At 57.2% G+C, this 20853-nt stretch carries 16 protein-coding genes; 13 read left to right on the forward strand and 3 right to left on the reverse strand.

Annotated features, from left to right (window positions below; genetic code table 11):
• The first annotated feature begins 165 nt into the window (after positions 1–165).
• The 10 genes from ACJO5Y_RS03140 (at position 166) to ACJO5Y_RS03185 (ending at position 12587) form a co-directional block, all read left to right on the forward strand.
• Positions 166–1260 (forward strand): ABC transporter ATP-binding protein, encoded by a 1095-nt coding sequence (locus ACJO5Y_RS03140; RefSeq protein WP_406984966.1) that lies wholly within the window; start codon positions 166–168, stop codon positions 1258–1260.
• A complete protein-coding gene (locus ACJO5Y_RS03145) occupies positions 1260–2363 on the forward strand; it encodes an ABC transporter ATP-binding protein (protein WP_406984967.1) in 1104 nt (367 codons plus the stop codon). The genes ACJO5Y_RS03140 and ACJO5Y_RS03145 overlap by 1 nt, the downstream gene beginning before the upstream one ends.
• Positions 2360–3226, forward strand: a complete 867-nt coding sequence (locus ACJO5Y_RS03150; protein WP_406984968.1) for a carbohydrate ABC transporter permease — start codon at positions 2360–2362, stop codon at positions 3224–3226. Before ACJO5Y_RS03145 ends, ACJO5Y_RS03150 begins: the two co-directional genes overlap by 4 nt.
• Before the next feature lie 10 nt (positions 3227–3236).
• Complete coding sequence (locus tag ACJO5Y_RS03155) at positions 3237–4043, forward strand: carbohydrate ABC transporter permease (RefSeq protein ID WP_406984969.1); 807 nt, start codon at positions 3237–3239, stop codon at positions 4041–4043.
• Between the two features lie 11 nt (positions 4044–4054).
• Positions 4055–4330, forward strand: coding sequence for a DUF2160 domain-containing protein (locus ACJO5Y_RS03160; protein ID WP_406984970.1), 276 nt, complete (start codon positions 4055–4057; stop codon positions 4328–4330).
• A gap of 294 nt (positions 4331–4624) precedes the next feature.
• Entirely contained in the window at positions 4625–6373 is a 1749-nt protein-coding gene (locus tag ACJO5Y_RS03165) for an ABC transporter substrate-binding protein (RefSeq protein ID WP_406984971.1), read from the forward strand.
• 257 nt (positions 6374–6630) lie between these two features.
• Complete coding sequence (locus ACJO5Y_RS03170) at positions 6631–8637, forward strand: HAMP domain-containing methyl-accepting chemotaxis protein (RefSeq protein WP_406984972.1); 2007 nt, start codon at positions 6631–6633, stop codon at positions 8635–8637.
• A 173-nt stretch (positions 8638–8810) separates the two neighbouring features.
• Entirely contained in the window at positions 8811–10112 is a 1302-nt protein-coding gene (gene eno, locus ACJO5Y_RS03175) for a phosphopyruvate hydratase (protein ID WP_406984973.1), read from the forward strand.
• Positions 10113–10145: 33 nt separating this feature from the next.
• Entirely contained in the window at positions 10146–10943 is a 798-nt protein-coding gene (gene tpiA / locus ACJO5Y_RS03180; RefSeq protein WP_406984974.1) for a triose-phosphate isomerase, read from the forward strand.
• Positions 10944–10958: 15 nt separating this feature from the next.
• Positions 10959–12587, forward strand: coding sequence for an NADP-dependent glyceraldehyde-3-phosphate dehydrogenase (locus tag ACJO5Y_RS03185; protein ID WP_406984975.1), 1629 nt, complete (start codon positions 10959–10961; stop codon positions 12585–12587).
• Between the two features lie 13 nt (positions 12588–12600).
• Here the strand turns inward: ACJO5Y_RS03185 and ACJO5Y_RS03190 are convergent, their stop codons facing one another.
• The 3 genes from ACJO5Y_RS03190 to ACJO5Y_RS03200 all read right to left on the reverse strand — a co-directional run bounded on the left by ACJO5Y_RS03190 (position 12601) and on the right by ACJO5Y_RS03200 (position 16735).
• Positions 12601–13851, reverse strand: a complete 1251-nt coding sequence (locus ACJO5Y_RS03190) for an ABC transporter substrate-binding protein (protein WP_406984976.1) — start codon at positions 13849–13851, stop codon at positions 12601–12603.
• 167 nt (positions 13852–14018) lie between these two features.
• Positions 14019–14906, reverse strand: coding sequence for an aldo/keto reductase (locus ACJO5Y_RS03195; protein ID WP_406984977.1), 888 nt, complete (start codon positions 14904–14906; stop codon positions 14019–14021).
• Positions 14907–14908: 2 nt separating this feature from the next.
• The gene (locus ACJO5Y_RS03200; protein ID WP_406984978.1) at positions 14909–16735 is read right to left on the reverse strand and encodes an alpha-amylase; all 1827 of its coding nucleotides are present in this window, start codon (positions 16733–16735) and stop codon (positions 14909–14911) included.
• A gap of 262 nt (positions 16736–16997) precedes the next feature.
• Here ACJO5Y_RS03200 and malE point away from each other — a divergent pair, with 262 nt between their 5' ends.
• The 3 genes from malE to malG all read left to right on the forward strand — a co-directional run bounded on the left by malE (position 16998) and on the right by malG (position 20757).
• The gene (malE, locus tag ACJO5Y_RS03205) at positions 16998–18197 is read left to right on the forward strand and encodes a maltose/maltodextrin ABC transporter substrate-binding protein MalE (RefSeq protein ID WP_406984979.1); all 1200 of its coding nucleotides are present in this window, start codon (positions 16998–17000) and stop codon (positions 18195–18197) included.
• A gap of 165 nt (positions 18198–18362) precedes the next feature.
• Complete coding sequence (gene malF, locus ACJO5Y_RS03210) at positions 18363–19856, forward strand: maltose ABC transporter permease MalF (RefSeq protein WP_406984980.1); 1494 nt, start codon at positions 18363–18365, stop codon at positions 19854–19856.
• A gap of 10 nt (positions 19857–19866) precedes the next feature.
• Positions 19867–20757 (forward strand): maltose ABC transporter permease MalG, encoded by an 891-nt coding sequence (malG, locus tag ACJO5Y_RS03215; protein ID WP_012137814.1) that lies wholly within the window; start codon positions 19867–19869, stop codon positions 20755–20757.
• Positions 20758–20853 lie beyond the last annotated feature (96 nt).

Consider the following 20853-nt stretch of genomic DNA (forward strand, 5'->3'; position numbering starts at 1 on the left):
TTTCTTAAATCATTAAATCCCGTTAAAACAATCAGATAGGAATCTTCCCTGGATTTTTTCCTGTATTGGTATGCTCGTTGCCTCTATGTATTCGAAATCGAATTTTCGCCGGTCACTTGCCGGTGCCGGCGAATAACCTGTTACAAGAACAACAAAGGAAAGCCTATGTCCTTAACACTGGAGAATCTCTCCCGTGTCGTGGATGGAGTCGATTACATCCGGGACGCGAACATCACGTTTGAGGCAGGTTCGTTCAACGTACTGCTCGGGCGCACATTGGCCGGTAAAACCTCGATGATGCGGCTGATGGCCGGGCTGGACAAGCCTGACGAAGGCCGCCTCATCTACAACGGCCATGATGTGACCGGGCAAAGCGTTCAGCAACGCAATGTCTCGATGATCTATCAGCAGTTCATCAACTACCCCAATCTCACGGTATACGAAAACATTGCCTCGCCCCTGCGTCTGGCGAAGATGAAGGAGAGCGAGATTGATCGGCGGGTAAAAGAAACCGCGAATATGTTGCAGATTGACCCGCTGTTAAAGCGGTATCCGCTGGAACTTTCCGGCGGTCAGCAACAACGCACAGCGATGGCCCGGGCCCTGGTCAAGGATGCCACTCTGATCCTGTTTGACGAACCCCTGGTGAACCTGGACTACAAGTTGCGGGAAGAGCTGCGTGCGGAGTTGCGGGACCTGTTCCGTGAACGTCAGTGCATTGCCGTATATGCCACCACCGAGGCCAACGAAGCGCTGGCGCTGGGTGGCGTCACGACGCTGCTCGACCAGGGGCGCATCGTTCAGACAGGTCCGGTGATGGACGTATACCGCAACCCGGTAAACACCCTGGCCGCGCAGCTGTTCAGCGAACCGCCCATGAACATGATCAAGGGGCGCGTAACCGACACCGAAGTCACCTTTGACGAATATTCGCACCATGCGTTGACCCAGGAGCTGTCAAAACTCGAGCCCGGTGATTACTGGTTCGGTATCCGGCCGAGTCATATCGGGCTGGTTCCCAATAACGAGGACGATCTTGAGATGTCCATGGAAGTGGAGCTCAGCGAGATCAGCGGCTCGGAAACGTTCATGCACGTTCGTAACCGGCACTTCGAGATGGTTATGCAATTAATGGGGGTTCACCAGTATCACACCGGGTCGCCCATCAAGATTTACCTGCCTATCAACAAGCTGTTTGTATTCGATCAGGACGAAAAACTGGTGCATACCCCACCACAGGTAACAGGAGGGACGGTCTGATGGCTGAAATTCACTTGAAGTCCCTGGCTCACAGCTACAGCGACACCCCGGCCGGGCCCGATGACTATGCAATTCGCCACCTGGACCATGTCTGGGAGAAGGGCGGTGCTTACGCCTTGCTTGGCCCGTCCGGCTGCGGCAAGAGCACAATGCTGAACATTATCTCGGGGCTGCTGCAGCCGTCCGAAGGCGATGTGCTGTTCGATGGCAAGCGGGTCAACGAATTGTCTCCGCGGGACCGGAACATTGCCCAGGTATTCCAGTTTCCCGTTATCTATGACTCGATGACCGTGTTCCAGAACCTGGCGTTTCCCCTCAAGAACACCGGTGTGCCTTCTTCCCAGATCAAGGCCAAGGTGCACGAAATCGCCGGAATTCTGGAGATCGAGGAAGAGCTGCATAAAAAGGCCAAGAACCTCTCCGCGGACCAGAAACAGAAAGTCTCCATGGGGCGTGGCCTGGTTCGGGGCGATGTCTCCGCCATCCTGTTCGATGAGCCGCTGACGGTGATCGATCCCCAGCTCAAGTGGAAGCTGCGCCGCAAGCTCAAGCAGATCCACGAGCAATTCGACATCACCATGGTGTATGTCACCCACGACCAGCTGGAAGCTTCCACCTTCGCCGACAAGATCGCGGTGATGTACGGCGGCCAGATCGTTCAGTTCGGAACGCCAACCGAGCTCTTTGAGCAGCCCAACCACACGTTCGTGGGGTATTTCATTGGTAGTCCCGGCATGAACCTGATTGAGGTTCAGCGTTGCCCTCGTGGCGTCTGCTTCGGCAGCACGGTGGTACCGATGGATGCTCGTCAGGTTGAAACCTTGCAGCGCCTCAAATCCAACAACCTCAAGATCGGTATTCGTCCTGAATTTGTCCAGGCATCGGACGTCGCGGCAGACGATACGTATGAAGCCGAGGTGCTGGATGTCGAGGACTTGGGCACCTACAAGATCATGACGGTGAAGCTGGACTTCGAAACGTTGAAAGTCCGTCTTACCGAGGATCAGCATTTTGAGGTTGGTGGTCACGTCCAGCTCAGTTTCCCGGAGAAGTGGCTGAAGCTGTATGTGGATGAGTTTCTGGTAGAGGAGAAGGACCAATGAATAGGGTTCCCAATAATCGTGCCTGGTGGCTCGTACTGCCAGTATTCATCCTTGTGGCGTTCTCGGCGCTGATACCGCTGATGACGGTTGTTAACTATTCGGTCCAGGACATCTTTGGTCCGGGTAACGCCTATTACGTGGGCACTGAGTGGTTCAGGGAAGTGCTCGCTGATGAGCGACTGAGAGAATCGTTGCTCAGGCAGTTCCTGTTTTCTGGCGCAGTGCTGGCCATCCAGATTCCCCTTGGCATCGGGGTTGCCCTGATGATGCCGAAGTCCGGCATCAAGGCTTCTCTGTGCCTGATCCTGCTGGCCATACCCCTGCTGATTCCCTGGAACGTGGTCGGCACTATCTGGCAGATCTTCGGTCGGGGTGATATTGGCCTGTTTGGCTGGGGGCTGAACGCGCTCGGCGTTGATTACAACTATACAGGCAGCACGGTGGATGCCTGGCTGACGGTGTTGTTGATGGATGTGTGGCACTGGACGCCCCTGGTGGCCTTGTTGTGCTACTCAGGGTTGAGGGCCATTCCCGAGGCCTTCTATCAGGCCGCCGAAATTGATCGTGCGTCAAAGTGGGCTGTCTTCCGCTACATCCAGTTGCCTCGCCTGAAAAGCGTGCTGGTGATCGCCGTACTGCTGCGGTTTATGGACAGCTTCATGATCTACACGGAGCCCTTTGTTCTCACCGGTGGCGGGCCTGGCAGCTCGACAACCTTCCTGAGTCAGACGCTCACAACCATGGCGATTGGCCAGTTTGATATAGGTCGTGCGGCGGCATTCTCGCTGATCTACTTCCTGATTGTATTGCTGGTGTCCTGGTTGTTCTTTACCGCCATAACTCACCTCGACAAAGAAAAATAAGGAGAGAGTGATGAACTACTCACGTTCCAAGGGCATCGGGATGACACTGTTTGTTGTGCTCCTGCTGACCCCGATCTACTGGCTATTGAACATGTCGTTCAAGACCAACCGCGAGATTCTGGGAGGGCTTACCTTCTGGCCGCAGAATTTCACGCTGGATAACTATGCGGTGATATTCACGGACTCCAGTTGGTACTCGGGATACATCAACTCAATGATCTACGTGTCCATGAACATGACCATCACGCTGCTGGTTGCCCTTCCGGCTGCCTATGCGTTCAGTCGCTATAAGTTCGTGGGCGACAAGCATCTGTTCTTCTGGCTGCTCAGCAACCGTATGGCGCCACCGGCGGTATTTCTGTTGCCGTTCTTCCAGCTCTATTCGTCGGTGGGGCTGTTCGATACCCACATTGCCGTGGCACTCGCGCACTGTCTGTTCAACGTGCCGCTGGCGGTCTGGATACTGGAAGGCTTCATGTCCGGTGTACCGCGCGAATACGACGAGATGGCCTATATTGATGGTTACAGTTTCCCGAAATTTTTCATCAAGATCTTCCTGCCGATGATCCGCTCAGGGATTGGTGTCGCCGCATTCTTTGCCTTCATGTTCTCGTGGGTGGAACTGCTGCTGGCAAGAACACTGACCTCCGTGGATGCGCAGCCGATCGCCGCCATCATGACCCGAACGGTCGGGGCCAGTGGTGTTGACTGGGGTGTGCTGGCAGCAGCCGGTGTGCTCACCATTGTTCCTGGCGTACTGGTGGTCTGGTTTGTTCGCAACCACATCGCTAAAGGCTTCGCACTGGGTCGGGTATAAGGAGAATTATCATGATCGCGTGGATGAACTGGACACCTACCGTTGCCATTTTCTTTGCAGTGATTGCAGGAATACTGGCGGTGATGACGGTATACGAAGTTGTTTCGCCGTGTACGGAACGTAAGGGCTTCCTGCCAATTTCGACAACCCGTGGAGACCGGCTTTTCATCGGCCTGCTGTCTGCGGCGTATATTCATCTGGCATTCCTGGCTGTCAGCGACATAAGCCTTTGGGTTGCGTTGGCGGTATCGGTGATCTGGCTTCTGGTGCTGTTGCGCTGGGGGTGATGGGCAGTGATAGGGAGTGATAGGGAGTGATAGGGAGTGATAGGGAGTGGCGTCAAACTTTCGTTTGCCAGGGATGGCCCTAAAAGGTCCTTGTAATTTATCGTTGAAAATGGTTGTAAAAATTTCTATAACGAACTATTTTCATCTCTAATGATCGGAAACGAATATATTTCGGTTCGGCTCCGGTTCCAGGAATAGCGGTCAAAACGCTATACAGGGAAAACCTGAACGCAGTGCAGTGAAGTAAAGCCGTCGCGTTTCGAACAAACCAAAACAACACGAACGAGGTTGGATATGTTCAACAACAATAAATATCCGAAAACCCTGCTCCTGGGTGCCGCTATTGGTGCCGCAAGTTTGGGGCTCAGTTTTCAGGCCAGTGCAGATCAGTATTCTGATGCTGCCCAGAAGTGGATTGACGAGGCATTCAAGAATTCGACTCTGAGCAAAGAAGAGCAGATGAAAGAGCTGGAGTGGTTCATCAAGGCCGCCGAGCCTTTCCGTGGTATGGAAATCAACGTTGTTTCCGAAACCATCGCTACTCACGAATATGAATCCAGGGTGTTGGCTGAAGCTTTCACCGAGATCACCGGCATCGAGCTCACCCACACCCTGATTCAGGAAGGCGATGTTATCGAGAAGCTGCAGACCCAAATGCAGTCCGGTCGAAACATCTACGACGGCTGGGTCAACGACTCGGACCTGATCGGTACCCATTTCCGCTACGGTAAAGTCATGCCGGTTGAGGACATCATGAATGGTGAAGGCAAGGATCTGACCCTGCCGACGCTTGATCTTGAAGATTTTATCGGCCTCGATTTCACCACCGGCCCGGATGGTAAGCTTTACCAGCTGCCGGACCAGCAATTCGCCAACCTGTATTGGTTCCGCGCGGATTGGTTCGAGCGTGAAGACCTGAGAAAGCAGTTCATGGACATTTATGGCTATGAACTGGGCGTGCCGGTTAACTGGTCTGCCTATGAAGACATCGCGGAGTTCTTCTCGGTGCATGTCAAGGAAATCGACGGCGAGCGTGTCTATGGTCACATGGATTACGGCAAGAAAGATCCCTCACTGGGTTGGCGCTTTACGGATGCCTGGTTCTCCATGGCGGGCGCCGGCGACAAGGGCTTGCCGAATGGTTTGCCGGTCGACGAGTGGGGTATCCGTGTAAACGAGTGTCATCCTGTGGGTGCCAGCGTTAGCCGAGGTGGTGCCACCAACGGGCCCGCTGCCGTTTACGCAACCACGAAATACGTTGACTGGCTGGAAAAGTACGCTCCGCCTGCAGCGCCGGGTATGACCTTTTCGGAAGCTGGTCCCGTGCCCGCGCAGGGCAACGTCGCGCAACAGATCTTCTGGTACACGGCCTTTACCGCCAGCATGATCGAGGATGGCCTGCCGGTGGTCAACGAAGACGGCACGCCGAAGTGGCGTATGGCTCCCTCACCACGTGGACCCTACTGGGAAGAGGGCATGAAGCTGGGTTATCAGGATGTAGGCTCCTGGACCTTCATGAAGTCCACGCCCAAAGAGCGTCGCCTGGCGGCCTGGTTGTACGCGCAGTTTACGGTTTCCAAGACCGTATCCCTGGAGAAAACCATCGCTGGCCTGACACCCATCCGCGAGTCTGACATCGAATCGGATGCCATGACCGAAATGGCCCCCAAGCTTGGCGGCCTTGTCGAGTTCTATCGCAGCCCGGCCCGTGTACAGTGGTCGCCGACCGGCACCAACGTACCGGACTATCCAAAGCTGGCACAGCTCTGGTGGCAGTACATCGCCCAGGCTGCAAGTGGTGAAGCAACACCACAGAAAGCACTGGATGGTCTGGCGCAAGCCCAGGATCGCGTCATGGAACGCCTCGAGCGGGCCAACGTCATGCCTAACTGTGGTCCCAAGCTGAACGAGCCGCGTGACCCGCAGTACTGGCTGGATCAGCCGGGCGCACCCAAGCAGAAGCTGGACAACGAAAAGCCGCAAGGCAAGACCGTCCGCTACGAAGAGCTGCTGAAAACCTGGGAAGAAGCTCGCGAGAGTTAATTTCCGACGCAACTTATCAGCAGTGATTTACCTGTAGTGCCCTGCTGCTGTCCCGAGTCTCCAGGGGCAGCAGCAGACCTAACACCGTCAGGTCGGTGGGTCTTGGCCGGTTGCTTTAATCCCCCCCTTATTAGCATCTCAGGTGTTTCCCGTGCGTTGCGGGTTGACCCTGCCGGCCCTTTTTGCCCGCGTTCTGTACCTGCGCTGTCCGTGGAAAGCCCTGAACATTGGGGCCTGCAGTAGGGAGCCTATAGGGCATGAAAAACATTTCAGTCATCCATCGTCTTTACCTGGGTTTCGGCCTGCTTTGTCTGATCATCGCGGGCTGGGGTCTTTTTAATGGCAGCATGATGGCGTCCATTTCCGATGGCACATCAGAGGTAAAGGAAAGGATTTTCCCGTTCCAGCGTTCGGTCCAGGCCGTCGAGGCAAACACTGGCAGCAGTGGTATGGCTGTAATCTCTCTTGCCAGAGTGAGAGACAATCAGGAACTGGAAACCCGCTATGGAAGGCTGAACGAGAGAATGGCCGGTCTTGAAGAGCAGGTCGGACGACTGGCATCCGATGCTGGCGAGATTCGTCTGTTAACGGAATTTGAAGCGCCTGCACAACAGTACCGTCAGGCCCTTGGCACCCTCCGGCAACAGGCGGCTATGCTTCGGGATCATCAGGCCGAGGTCATCAGGGTGTCGGAGTCGGTAAATCGGGATCTGTCTGACTTTCTCGCCAGGGCATCCGAAATGAAGCAGTTGCTGCTTCGTGAGGCGTCAGCACCCGCAGGGTCCGATATCTACCTGAAGGATCTGCTGATGACCCTGATGGGAAACCTGTCGAATATCGAATTACTGATTATGCAGTTGGTCAGCACGGAAGATGCTGAGCAGTTGAAAGCGGTGGTGGAAAATCTTCGTTTTAACACCGTGACTGTAGAGCAGGACATCGAAGCCATTATTGAAGAGATTGCATCGCTGGAGGATCTTGCGCCGATTGCGCAGGAGTTCTTCGAGTCGGTCAGCAGTGAGACCGGTATTGTCAGCCAGTATTACGATTACCGCAGCAATCTGCTGGCGGTAAACCGGGCGGTCGCGGACATTGAAGGCGGTCTTGAAAGCCTCAACCGTCATATTGACGACATGGTCACCGCTGCAGGAGAGGCGGCCGTTCAGGCTGTGGACAACCTGGATTCCACCGCACGCTTCTCCGAACAATTGGTGTATTACCTGGTGCCGTCGATCCTGTTCATCGCTGTGGTGATATCCGTATGGCTGGGAGGCCTGATCAGTATTCCGTTGCGGGCAACGGTAAACCATCTCTCGGCCATGGCCGGTGGCGACTACAGCCGTGAGCTGACGTTTCGCGCCAACGGCGAGTTCATCGAGCTGAGAGACTCGGCCAACCAGCTTGCCGCCGCGATGCGCGAAGTGTTAGGCAGCCTGCAGAAAGCCGGTGGTGAAATTACCGGCGTGGCTTCGTCCAACGCAGATTTCTCTCACGATCTCAGCCAGCGAATTCGCGGGCAGGCGGAGGATCTTGACTCGATTGCGACCGCCATGACGGAAATGGAAGCCTCCTGCCACCATGTGGCAGAAGCGGTACGGGATACCCACCAACTGGTGGAGTCTGTTAACAGCCGCGTGGATGAGAGCAAGGCCACCGCGCGGGCCAACATGGATTGCGTCAACGAACTGGAAGAACAGATCCAGCAGACCTCCGGCAAGCTCAAACAGCTTGAGAGTGCCTCCCACGACATCGGCCGGATCACCGAATCCATTGACGAAATCGCCAATCAGACCAACCTTCTGGCGCTCAATGCCGCCATAGAGTCAGCCCGGGCGGGCGAGTTCGGCCGTGGCTTCGCGGTAGTGGCCGATGAAGTGCGACAGCTGGCCCAGAAAACCACCAACAGCACGGACACCATTCGGGGGCTTGTCACTGGTCTTCAGGGCGAAGCGGCGGAGGCCGTGAGCTCCATGGAAGACAGCTTCCAGCGCCTGGAGTCGGTGAAGTCCCTGATCACCGACGCCTCCAAAGGCGTCGAAACCATACGGGAGGCGGTCGATCAGATCCGCGACAGCGCGGAGCATGTTCGTTCAGGCATGGACGAACAGGAAGACGTGAGCCGTTCGGTTTCGCGCAATGTCACCGAGATCAGCGGTTCTTCCTCCGACAATCTGTCGCAGATAGAGCAATTGGTGACCACCAGCGATCAGCTTAAACGGTCAATGGGCGACATCGAGGCACTGATCGGGCGGTTTCGTGTGTAGTTCACGCTAACCGGCACCCGTATCCGGCTTTTCCATATAACAAAATCATATTGGGTTTTGTTCTTTTTTGCTTGTTAATGTTCGCAAACGAATATTACAATCGTATTTACTGTTCGATTATGCACGCAGTCGGTGCGTAAACAAAAACAACACGACCAGACAGGTTAATGATTATGGAACGTATTCAATCCGTGTTCGCCCGGGAAATTCTGGATTCCCGCGGTTTTCCCACAGTGGAGGTGGATGTCGACTTGGGAAACGGGGTGGTCGGACAGGGTCGCGCGCCCTCGGGAGCCTCCACCGGTTCCAGGGAAGCACTGGAGAAGCGGGATGGCGACCCGGACCGATACAACGGCAAGGGAGTATTGGGTGCGGTGGAAGCGGTAAACCATCATATTGCCCCGGCCATTGAAAACCGGGTGGTGTTTGACCAGTTGGTCATCGACCGCTTGATGCGGCAGCTGGACGGCACCGATAACAAATCCGGCTTTGGCGCCAATAGCATTCTCGCGGTGTCACTGGCCGTTGCCAACGCTGCCGCCAATTTCCGTCAGCAACCACTGTATCGTTATCTGGCAGAGCTCTATGGGTGCTCCGGCCCCTGCGTATTGCCGGTACCCATGATGAACATCATCAACGGCGGTGCCCACGCCGACAATACAGTGGATCTGCAGGAGTTCATGATCCAGCCCGTTGGGGCGCCCAGCTACAGCGAAGCGCTTCGAATGGGTGTGGAAACCTTCCACGCGCTGAAGGCCCTGCTGCGAAAGAAAGGCCTCTCCACAAGCATCGGCGACGAAGGCGGGTTCGCGCCCAACCTGCGTTCCAGTGAAGAGGCGCTGGACCTCATTCTGGAAGCCGTGGTCAAGGCGGGCTACCGCCCGGGCACGGATATCGTACTGGCACTGGACTGCGCAGCGTCCGAGTTCTATCGCGATGGCCGGTATGAACTGTCAGGTGCCGGAGAGAGTTTTGACTCCGCAGGTTTTGCCGAGTACCTGCTGTCGCTGGCCATGCAATATCCCATCGCTTCGATCGAGGATGGTATGGATGAGGACGACTGGGATGGCTGGAAGCTGCTGACCGAAAAACTGGGTGAACGGGTACAGCTGGTGGGGGACGACCTGTTTGTCACCAATACCTCCCTGATTTCCGAGGGCATACGGCGCGAAATCGCCAATTCCGTGCTGATCAAGTTCAACCAGATCGGCACCCTCTCGGAAACCTTTGAAGCCATCGGAATGGCGCAGGATGCCGGCTATACGGCGGTTATATCCCACCGCAGCGGTGAGACCGAGGATACCTTCATCGCAGATCTTGCCGTCGCGACCAGGGCCGGCCAGATCAAGACTGGCTCGCTCTGCCGTTCTGACCGGGTAGCCAAGTACAACCGGTTGTTGCGAATTGAGCAGGACCTCGGTGCCCATGCCTTTTATCCCGGTGTTGGTGCGATTCGCTGTGCCTTGGATACCTGAAACGACGCCACGAGGAATCACAGGAGACAAATCATGAGAAAACCCATTCTGGTTGCGAACTGGAAAATGAATGGCAGTCTGCATTCAAATCAGGCGCTACTCGTACGAATGCTGGCAAAACTCCGGCCATTCCGGAAAACCGTCGAGGTGGCCATCTGCCCACCTTTCCCTTACCTGTTCCAGGTGCGGGATCTGCTGGGGTACACCGGCATATCCCTTGGTGCACAGAATGCCAGCCGCGCGCCGTCCGGCGCCCATACCGGCGAGGTGAGTGCAACCATGCTTCAGGAAATGGGCTGTCGTTACGTCCTGGTCGGGCATTCGGAACGGCGGGCCCTCTATCACGAATCCGACAACGATGTGGCTGCGCGATTCAGGCAGGTACGTTCTGCCAATATGACCCCGATCCTGTGCGTGGGTGAAACCCTGGAAGAGCGGGAGCAGGGGCAGACAATGGCGGTGATTGAACGACAGTTACGGGCCGTGATTGACGACATCGGGATGGCGGGCCTGACGGGCTGCATCATCGCCTATGAGCCGGTCTGGGCCATTGGCACCGGCAGGACGGCAACCCCGGAGCAGGTCGCTGAAACCCATTGGGCCATTCGTCAGTTTCTGGAGAACTGCGAGGCGGGTGCCGGAGAGTCTCTGCGCATTGTCTATGGCGGGAGTGTGAAGGCTGGCAACGCAGCCGACCTGTTCCGGTCTCCCGAGGTTGACGGGGGGCTGATCGGCGAGGCGTCCCTGCAGGCAGATGAGTTTTCGGATATTGGCGCCGCGCTGGCAAACAGGGTCGCAGAGACAGAAAGCGCGTGCGACACACTGGGTTAATCGGAGGAATTGCTTTTGGATATGGCAACACGCATGCGTGATTTCTTCCCGGTTATCGGGGATGTTCCGGACAAATTCCGGCCGGGAAACGGGCTGAAGCTCGATCATTACCTGATTGCCGGCCAGATGAGGCCCTGGCAGGGCGAATACGCCGATGTGGTCAGTCCGGTGTGCCTGCGGGGGGAAGACGATGCCCCTGAGGCACTGGTGATTGGTCAGACACCATTGATGGACAGAGATCATGCACTCTGTGCATTGGATGCCGCGGTGGAGGCCTACGGCCAGGGCAGTGGTGAATGGCCAAGGCTCTCTGTCGAGGAAAGGATAGGCCATGTGGAGTCGTTCCTGGCCGCTATGCGAGAACAGCGAGATGAAGTGGTCGAGCTCCTGATGTGGGAAATTGGCAAGAGCTATAACGATTCATGCAAAGAATTTGACCGTACCTGCGATTACATCGCACACACTGTCCACGAGCTGAAAGACCTGGACCGGCGCTCCAACAGGTTTGAACTGGTTGGTGGTGTGGTTGCTCAGATACGCCGCCTGCCCGTGGGCGTCGCGCTTTGCATGGGGCCGTTCAATTACCCCCTGAACGAAACCTTTACCACCTTGATCCCGGCGCTGATCATGGGCAACACGGTCGTGTTCAAGCCGGCGAAATACGGCGTTCTGTTGATGGGGCCGCTGATGCAGGCCTTTCAGTCGTGTTTCCCGCCTGGTGTGATCAACATAATTTTCGGTCGTGGCCGTGACACGGTCGGGCCACTCATGGAAAGCGGTAATGTCGACATGTTCGCATTTATCGGCACCCACAAGGGGGCGTCCGCACTCAAACAGATGCATCCCAGGCCCCATCGCCTGAAAGCTGTACTGGGCCTGGATGCCAATAATCCGGGTATTGTGATGGCCGATGCGGACCTGGACGAAGCGGTCAGTGAATGCGTTACCGGTGCGCTGTCTTTCAATGGCCAGCGCTGCACTGCGTTGAAGCTGCTGTTTGTTCACGACAGCGTGGCAGAGGTCTTTGTTGAAAAGCTGGCGGAGGCGGTGAACGACCTGGTGTATGGCGTACCCTGGGAACCGGATGTGAAGCTGACGCCGTTGCCGGAGCCGGGCAAGACTCAGTATCTGGGTGCTCTGGTGGATGACGCGGTCGCCGGTGGTGCCAGGATCTGTAACCGGAATGGCGGCGAGGTGTGTGGCACTTACTTCCATCCCGCCGTGCTTTTCCCGGTGAACGCCTCCATGCGGGTGTTCCGTGAGGAGCAGTTCGGCCCGGTCGTGCCGGTGGTCAGCTACTCGGATATCAATGAAGTGATCGATCACGTCCGGCAGTCGGATTTCGGCCAGCAACTGAGCATTTTCGGGTCAGACCCGGAGCGGGTGGCCCACCTGGTGGACACACTGGCCAATCAGGTTGGCCGGATCAACCTGAATGCCCAGTGCCAGCGCGGCCCGGATACGCTCCCGTTCAATGGCCGCAAGGATTCCGCCGAAGGCACACTGTCGGTTTCCGATGCCTTGAGGGTATTCTCCATCCGCACCACCGTTGCCACCAAGGCGAATGATAGCAACAAGGGTCTGATCAACGACATCGTCAAGAGCCGGTACTCAGGATTCCTGACCACTGACTACATCCTGTGATGCCGACTGCCCACTAAAGAGTGAGTGGCTGGTCTGCCTCCTTACGGCGGGATTCCCACTCCTCGCGGGTTTGGGCGGCCTGATCGCCGGGCATGGAATCGATGATCTCGAAATAGTCGGCTGAGTACTCGTCTTCCATGATCTGGTTTCGGGGTTTTATCCGGACCACATAGACCGTCTGGATATTCTGGTGGTCGAACGCCCGCCAGTACTGCTCATCCTTCAGGAAGGTGTAACGATGGTCCTCCAGGGCTCGGATAAGCTGGCGTGTGTCCGTGGTGCCCGCCCGTTCAACGGCATCCTTGTACTGGTAGACAATGCTGTAGGCGGATGCCGCGGCGGTGGAGGGGCGCATCTCATAGCGGCTCGAGAAGGCTTCCACGAACTCTTTGCCGCGAGCATAGTTGTACTGGTGGGGAACGCTCCATACCCAGGGCGATCCGCCCACGACGCCCTCCATAATGGTGGGGCCCACCTGGCGGGCCATGCCCAGGGTAAGGTTGGGTACCACAACCTGCATCTTCTTCGTCAAACCCATTTCATAAGCCACGTTCAATGCACGCACCATGTCGTCGCCGAACAGGACCATCATCAGCACTTTCGCGTCACTTTGCTCTGCCTGCTCCAACGCCTGGCGGAAATCCGTGATCAGGGCGCGAGGGAAGGGGGTTTTTACACCCTGATGAGCCTCAGTGTCGTTGGTGTTGGTGAATTTGCGGACCGATTCTTCCACCGACCAGCCCCAGGTGTAGTCTGCCGTAATGTAAAAGTATTCGTCGCCAGAATGCTGGGTGTTGAGATACTGGCTCAAAACCTTTGCCGTCATCCAGGCATTGTAAGGCTCGCGGAACATGTGGCTGTGGCCGGCGGCGCCGGTGGTGGCATTGGAGTAGGTCAGGGTGCCGAAGTAGATACGGTTACGGTCCCTTGCTGCGCGGCCGGAGGCGATCGCAACCGCACTGGAGACGCCACCAAACAGCATTTGCACACCTTCGCGGTCGATCAGTTCGGCGGTGTTTTTGGCACCCTTTTCAGGTTCGCCAGACGTGTTCCGAATCACCAGTTCCACTTCACGCCCCATAATGCCGCCAGCCTTATTGATTTCATCAACCGCCAGAAATGCGCCCAGGCGTTGCTGCAGGCCCTGATCCTTGTAGCGGCCGGTTTGAGGGTAGTTGAGCCCGATTTTCAGGGCTTCCGCTGTAACGGGAGCGGCCACGAGCAGGGTTAGTAAGAAAGAGAGAAGCAGCTTCTTGCAGAGCATTGGCACAGGCCTCCTTGGTCGCGCCGGGCCGGGAATGCGGACCCTGATATTGTTGTTGTGGATCAGGACCAGTTTCGCGGGTGTCTGCAATGGCAACAATCGTACTAAGGTGGAAGGTTGTGTAACAATTTGTCAGATCCTGATGGCGGTTACGAAGTCAGCGTGTATCAGGCGACAGGCGTATTGCGAACGGATTCCAGAAGCCGATACCAGAGTGGACGGGGCAACTGGCCCTGGGCGCCACGAAGAGCCGAATGGATCCGCTCGGGGTTCATGGAGCCCAGTACCGGAACCGGTGTTCCGGGAATCTGGTGCAGCCAGGCAACAGCCAGGCCGGTATCATCCAGGCCGGTTTCCTCGCGGGCCTGATTCAGCACCTCTGCGGGAATGCGGTCAGCCAGGCTGCCACCGCCCAACGGCGACCACGCCAGCCAGCGCAGTCCGTCCGTAAGGTGAGCTTCCAGCGTGCCATCAAACAGCGGGCCGGTGTGGGTGAGGGACAACTGGCTTTGGTTGCACACCAGTGGCAGGCCGGTATTTTGGGCCAGCCATCGCCACTGTTCCGGCAGGAAGTTGGACACACCGATCTGGCGCACTTTCCCCGACGATACCGCGTTTTCCAGAACCCGGGCCACATCTTCCGCTTGCAGCAATGGGTCAGGTCGGTGGATCAGGAAGGTATCAATCTGCTCCACGGCCAGTGACGCAAGGGCCTTGTTGATGGCGTTCTCCAGGTAATCGGCTTCGGCACGGTAGTGCTTTACCTGCCACGGCGAACGGTCCTTGCCAGCCGGTACGATACCTGCCTTGGTGATAACACGAACCCGTTTAGCCAGTGCCGGGTGTGCCCGCAGCGCATCCCCGAACAGTCGTTCACAGTCGCCCGCGCCGTAGATGTCGGCGTGGTCGAACACATTCAGACCCTCATCCAGCCGGGCGGCTATCCAGTCTGCGAGCCTGGCCGGATGCGTGAGCTCGGGATGATCGTGGAGCCGCATCATCCCCAGAATCAGGGGTGTTTCCGGTGTGAATCCTTCTGTTGGGGTGTTTTGCACGGTTACTCCTTGCCGAAGGCGATGACCACGCGGTCGTTGCCATGGGTTCTTGAGAAAACGTAGGGTTCGGTGCCAAGTCGCTTGTGCTCGCCTGCGCCAATGGCTGGATGGCGATCCCGGAACTGCCCCAACTTTTTCCAATGGGACAAGACTGGTGCGGCTTTGCCGTTTTCGATGTCGGCCCAGTTCATATCCGAACGGGTGCCCTGGTGGCCGTCTGAACCGGTAGGCCCGAATCGGCGCCCGGTCTCATCCCCGTAGAATATCTGGCTGGTACCCGGCGTGAACAACAAGGCGCTGGCTGCGCGCTTCTGCATGGCAGGATCGTTATCGGCAATGCGGCTGAACAATTGGGTGTCGTGGGAGGAGATGTAGCTCATTACGTTGAATGGCTTGTCGCTGTTCATCTTGTCTGCGTAATCGCTGTAGATGGTCTCCATCTCCGGCAGGCAGGCGGCACCGGCAAGGGCTTCTTCCTGCAGGTCGAAGTTGATCACCGCATCGAAGCCGGCATCAAAGTAGCTGCTGCGGGTGACGGTGTGGGGGAAGACCTCCGCCACCATCCAGAAGTTCTTCGCTGGCAGCGGTTGCCCGGGGTTCTTGCTGCGATAGGTATCCAGTGCCTTCTGGGCTTCGGCCTTCAGTTCCTGCCAAGCTTCCGGCTCCACGTGTTTGGCGGTATCCACCCGGAAACCGTCAACACCGAATTCCCGCACCCAGTCTGTGAGCCAGGTGATCAGGTAATCCCGCACGGTAGCGTCATCAAGCTGTGTGGCGCGGGTGTTCTCCTTGTTCTGGAGGAACACTGGCAGGTCAACCGCTTTGGCGGATCCGGTCTTGAAGTCCGGCAGGAAAGCCAGGGAGCCACGGACCGGGTCAATGGAGGCCTTCGGCGGGGTATCATAGTCGCCGATGCCGGCGCGAACCCAGTCCTTGCCCCACCAGCTGCTCCAGTTCGGGTGATCGTAGTCGATCAGGGCGTGGTAGGCATGGAAATCCTCCCAGGACTCCGGTTGCCAGTGGCCCCACGGGTCCGGCAGGTGTTTCTCGAATCCATCACGTAGCCCGCCAAAGTTGAAGGTTTGCATATCCTGGAGTGTGGCGTAGCCCGGGTGGTTCATGACCACGTCCACGACCACCCGAATGCCGCGGGCATGGGCTTCTTCCACCAGGGTGCGGAATTCCTCGCGGGTACCGAAGTTGGCGTCAGGTCGGGTAAAGTCCAGGGCGTAATAGCCGTGGTAACCGTAGTGCTGGAAATCCCCACGGTCGCCGCCACCCACCCAGCCGTGAATCTGCTCGAAGGGCGGGGTGATCCAGACCGCGTTGACGCCCAGCGCTTCGAGGTAATCCAGCTTTTCGGTCAGGCCGGCAAAATCCCCGCCATGGAAGGTGCCGATTTCGTCCTTGCCGTCGGGCTGGCGGCCGTAATTCTGGTCATTATCGGTCCGGCCGTTGGCGAAACGGTCGGTCACGGTAAAATACACCGTGGCACCGGCCCAGTTGAAGCTCTGTTGGGGGGCATCTGCCGCCTCAAGCAATAACAGGCCTTCGGCTTCCGGGGCCGGTGTCAGAGTGACTGCGCCGTTTTCCACCCGGGCCTTCTCGCCGCTGTAGAAATCCCGCACCCATTCACCGTCGGCAAACGTGTCACCCACGGAAACGGTCATTGCCGACTGGGTGGCGATACACAGGCCGTCGCCGTTTGCAGCAGACGGGTTGCCGGAGGGTGGGGCGGCGGTCTCTGGCTGGCCGCCGGCGCAGCCGGCAAGAGAGAGACACGTCACAAGGCTGGCGGTTAACCTGAGTTTTTTCGGGTGGCGGTTCATGCAATGAGCTCCGGTTCTGTTTATTGTTGTGGTACCGCAATCAAACCAGAGTTGAGGGGAGGGGGGTAGACGGAATTTTCTCCTCCTCACTACTCCCCCGTTCTACGCCTCAGGGAATGAAAACAGGGCTGATGCCAGCAACGGCAAATTGCAACACAGTTCGGTTACTCGCAATAAAAAGATTTGCGTTAAGCCCGCCCGGCCAACCTCGTGCCAGGGCGGACAACAAGAATAAGGCTAGAACAAGCAGAGGAATCACCTGATGAATCGTCGAACCTTTATCCGCAGCACGCTCGCCGCTTCCATTGTTGCAGCAACCTTTGGTTTGTCCGCACCCGCCCACGCTGAGATCGAGGAAGGTAAGCTCCTGATCTGGATCAATGGCGACAAGGGCTACGACGGCCTGCAGGAAGTAGGCGACTGGTTTACCGAAGAAACCGGTATTCCCGTTGAAGTGGCTCACCCGGACAGCGCCACCGACAAGTTCCAGCAGTCCGCCGCCACCGGTAATGGCCCGGACATCTTCATCTGGGCACACGACCGCTTTGGCGAATGGGCCCAGAGTGGCATTATCTCTGAGGTCAAGCCGTCACAGCGGGTCATCGATGCCAATTTCGATTTCACCTGGGATGCGGTGACTGTCGACGGCAAGATGTATGGTTACCCCATGGCTGTGGAGTCTATCGGTCTGATCTATAACAAGGATCTGGTGCCCGAGCCGCCGACGGCGTTCGAGGATATCCCCGCCCTTAACGAGAAACTCGCGAAAGATGGCAAGCGCGCCATTCTGTGGGATTACAACAACACCTACTTTACCTGGCCGATGATTGCCGCGGCTGGTGGTTACATCTTCGCCCAAAACGACGATGGCACCTACGACGTAAAAGATACCGGTGTTAACAACGAAGGCGCTCTGAAAGGCGCCAACATGCTGGCCACCCTGATTGAAGAAGAAGTCATGCCCCGTGGTGCGGACTACAGTGCCATGGAGTCCGGCTTCAACAAGGGCGAGGTTGCCATGATGATCAACGGCCCCTGGGCCTGGGGCAACCTGGAAAAAAGCGGTATCAATTTTGGTGTGACCACTCTGCCGACCGTTGACGGCCAGCCAAGCAAGCCGATGGTGGGGGTCATGGCGGCAACGCTGAATTCTGCAAGCCCGAACAAGGAACTGGCGGTTGAGTTCCTGGAGAGCTACGCGCTGTCGGTCAAGGGGCTGAAGATGGTGAATGACGACGTGCCCCTGGGGGCCGTTGCCAACAAGGAATTCATGGACGAGCTGTCGGCTGACCCCAACATCGCGGCAACCTTCGAAAACGCCGAACTGGGTGAGCCCATGCCGAGTGTGCCCGCCATGGGCGCGTTCTGGTCATCCATGGCGCCGGCCTTGCAGAACATCACTTCTGGAAGACAGTCCGTTGAGGATGCCCTGAACTCCGCAGCACAGCGCATTACACGGTAATGCCTCAGCCGGAAGCGCCGTCAGCCACCAGGCTGTCGGTGTTTCGGGTTGTGCTGACCTGTTGTTGAACATCTGCCCTCGCCGATCGTGGCGACGGATTTAAACAGGCTGACTACAATGATAACGGAATCCCTGTCCTCCTACGGACACGAAAGCAGACTTCCAATGATGCGAATGACTCTTAAGTGGGGCGCTCTGGCCGCGTTGGTGGGAATGGCGCTCTACCTGATACTGGCGCTCTATGCCCAGCAGGAATTTGTGTTTGCGATGTTGTTCCTGGTACTGACGGCATCCGCGGTATTTGTCTTCGTAAACAAGAAACTATACGCCCATCGCTACATCTTTCCCGCTGTGGCCGGCATGGGGCTGTTTGTTATTTTCCCGCTGATATATACCGTAGGCATTGGTTTTACCAATTACAGTGCCAGTAATCTCCTGAGCTTCGAGCAGGTACAGGATAACCTGCTGGACCGGACCTATCAGTCCGGTGACATTCGCTATGATTACGGCTTGTACGAAACCGATGCCGGTTACGTGATTTACCTGGAGGGTGAGCACCAGAACCTGGTCACGGCACCTCTGGAACTGGACGGCTCGGAAACGGACGTGCCGGTTCTGCCCGCCTCAACGAAGCCGGCGGGAGACCCACTGGCGATACGGGATATCATTCAGCTCAGATCGGAGCTGTCGCAACTGGATCTGCTGACCGAAGACGGTCGTGCGCTGAGCATGGCCAGCCTGCGTTCATTTGCAGCGATCAGTGACCAGTTCACCCTGCACGACAATGGCAGCATTACCAACAATCAGACGGACGTGACCTATTTTCCGGATCACGACACCGGCTTTTACCGAAGTGCCGATGGTGAAGCCCTGTCGCCGGGATGGACGGTGAATATTGGCTGGGACAACTACCTGAAGGTGGTTTCCGACCCGACGATTCGCGGGCCGTTTTTCGAGATCTTCGTGTGGACGCTGTCCTTTGCGGTGGCCACGGTGGTGTTTACCCTGGCGCTTGGGTTGCTGCTGGCAAACCTGCTGCAGTGGGACCAGATCCGCGGCAAGGGTTTCTACCGCACCATGCTGATCCTGCCCTATGCGGTGCCGGCGTTCATCTCAATCCTGGTGTTCAAGGGCCTGTTCAACCAGAACTTCGGTGAGATCAACCTGGTCCTGGAGGGGCTGTTCGGCATGCGACCAGACTGGTTCAGCGACCCGGCTCTGGCCCGCACCATGATCCTGATCGTCAATACCTGGTTGGGCTACCCCTACATGATGTTGCTTACCATGGGCCTGCTGCAGGCGATTCCACGGGATCTTTACGAGGCATCCGCCATGGATGGGGCAGGGCCGGTGAACAATCTGTTCAATGTCACCCTGCCGCTGATCATCAAGCCGCTGATGCCGCTGTTGATCGCAAGCTTCGCGTTCAATTTCAACAACTTCGTCCTGATCGCCCTGTTGACCGGTGGTGCGCCCGATATTATCGGCGCCAGCACACCTGCAGGCACCACTGACTTGCTGGTGAGTTACACCTACCGCATTGCGTTCCAGGATTCCGGACAGAACTTTGGCCTGGCGGCTGCTATCGCCACAGCCATCTTCCTGGTGGTTGGCGCCCTGTCGCTGATCAACCTGAAACTGTCCAAAGTCAAAGTATAAGGAGCTACCCATGGCGATGGTTCAACCCCGCTCCACGAAGTATCGCGTTCTGGCGTCCCATCTCGGGATGCTGGGGTTCATCGTGATCATTCTCTTTCCACTGCTGATGGTGATTTCCATCTCCTTCCGCAGCGGTAACTTCGCTTCCGGCAGCCTGCTGCCGGAGAATCCTTCGCTGGAGCACTGGTACCTGGCGCTTGGCATTCCCTATACCGGGGAAGACGGCACAGTGACTCAGCCGCCGTTCCCGGTACTGCTGTGGCTGTGGAACTCCATCAAGATCGCGGTGGTTTCCGCGGTACTGATCTTGGCGCTTTCCACTACCAGCGCTTATGCCTTCGCCCGCATGCGCTTCGCGGGTAAGGGCTTTGTGCTCAAGTCCATGCTGATCTTCCAGATGTTTCCGCCGGTGCTGTCCCTGGTGGCGCTGTATGCCCTGTTTGACAAGATAGGCAATCACGTCAGCTGGCTGGGGCTCAATACCCATGGAGCCGTGATCGTTGCTTCCCTGGGGGGCATGGCGCTGCATATATGGACGATCAAAGGCTACTTCGATTCCATCGACCGCTCCCTGGAGGAGGCGGCCATCGTGGACGGCGCCACCACCTGGCAGGCGTTCCGTTACATTCTGCTGCCGTTGTCCGTACCGATCCTGGTGGTGGTGTTCATCCTTGCCTTCATCATGACCATCATGGAATACCCAATGGCCTCTGTGCTGCTGGTAGACACTGACAAACTGACCCTGGCGGTGGGCGCGCAGCAGTACCTGTATGAGCAGAACTACCTGTGGGGCGACTTTGCCGCCGCAGCAGTCCTCTCGGGGCTGCCCATCACACTGATCTTCCTTTACTGCCAAAAATGGATTGTGGGCGGTCTGACCGCCGGTGGCGTCAAGGGATGATGCCGTTGCTGTTCTCCTGGCTTCGCTGAAGTCTCTCTCCCGGGCCGTGACGGAAGATCCCGCACGGCCTTTCCGCGATCTCTGCGTCTTCCAGCG

It is taken from the genome of Marinobacter alkalisoli (assembly GCF_045449855.1).
Lineage (GTDB): Bacteria > Pseudomonadota > Gammaproteobacteria > Pseudomonadales > Oleiphilaceae > Marinobacter.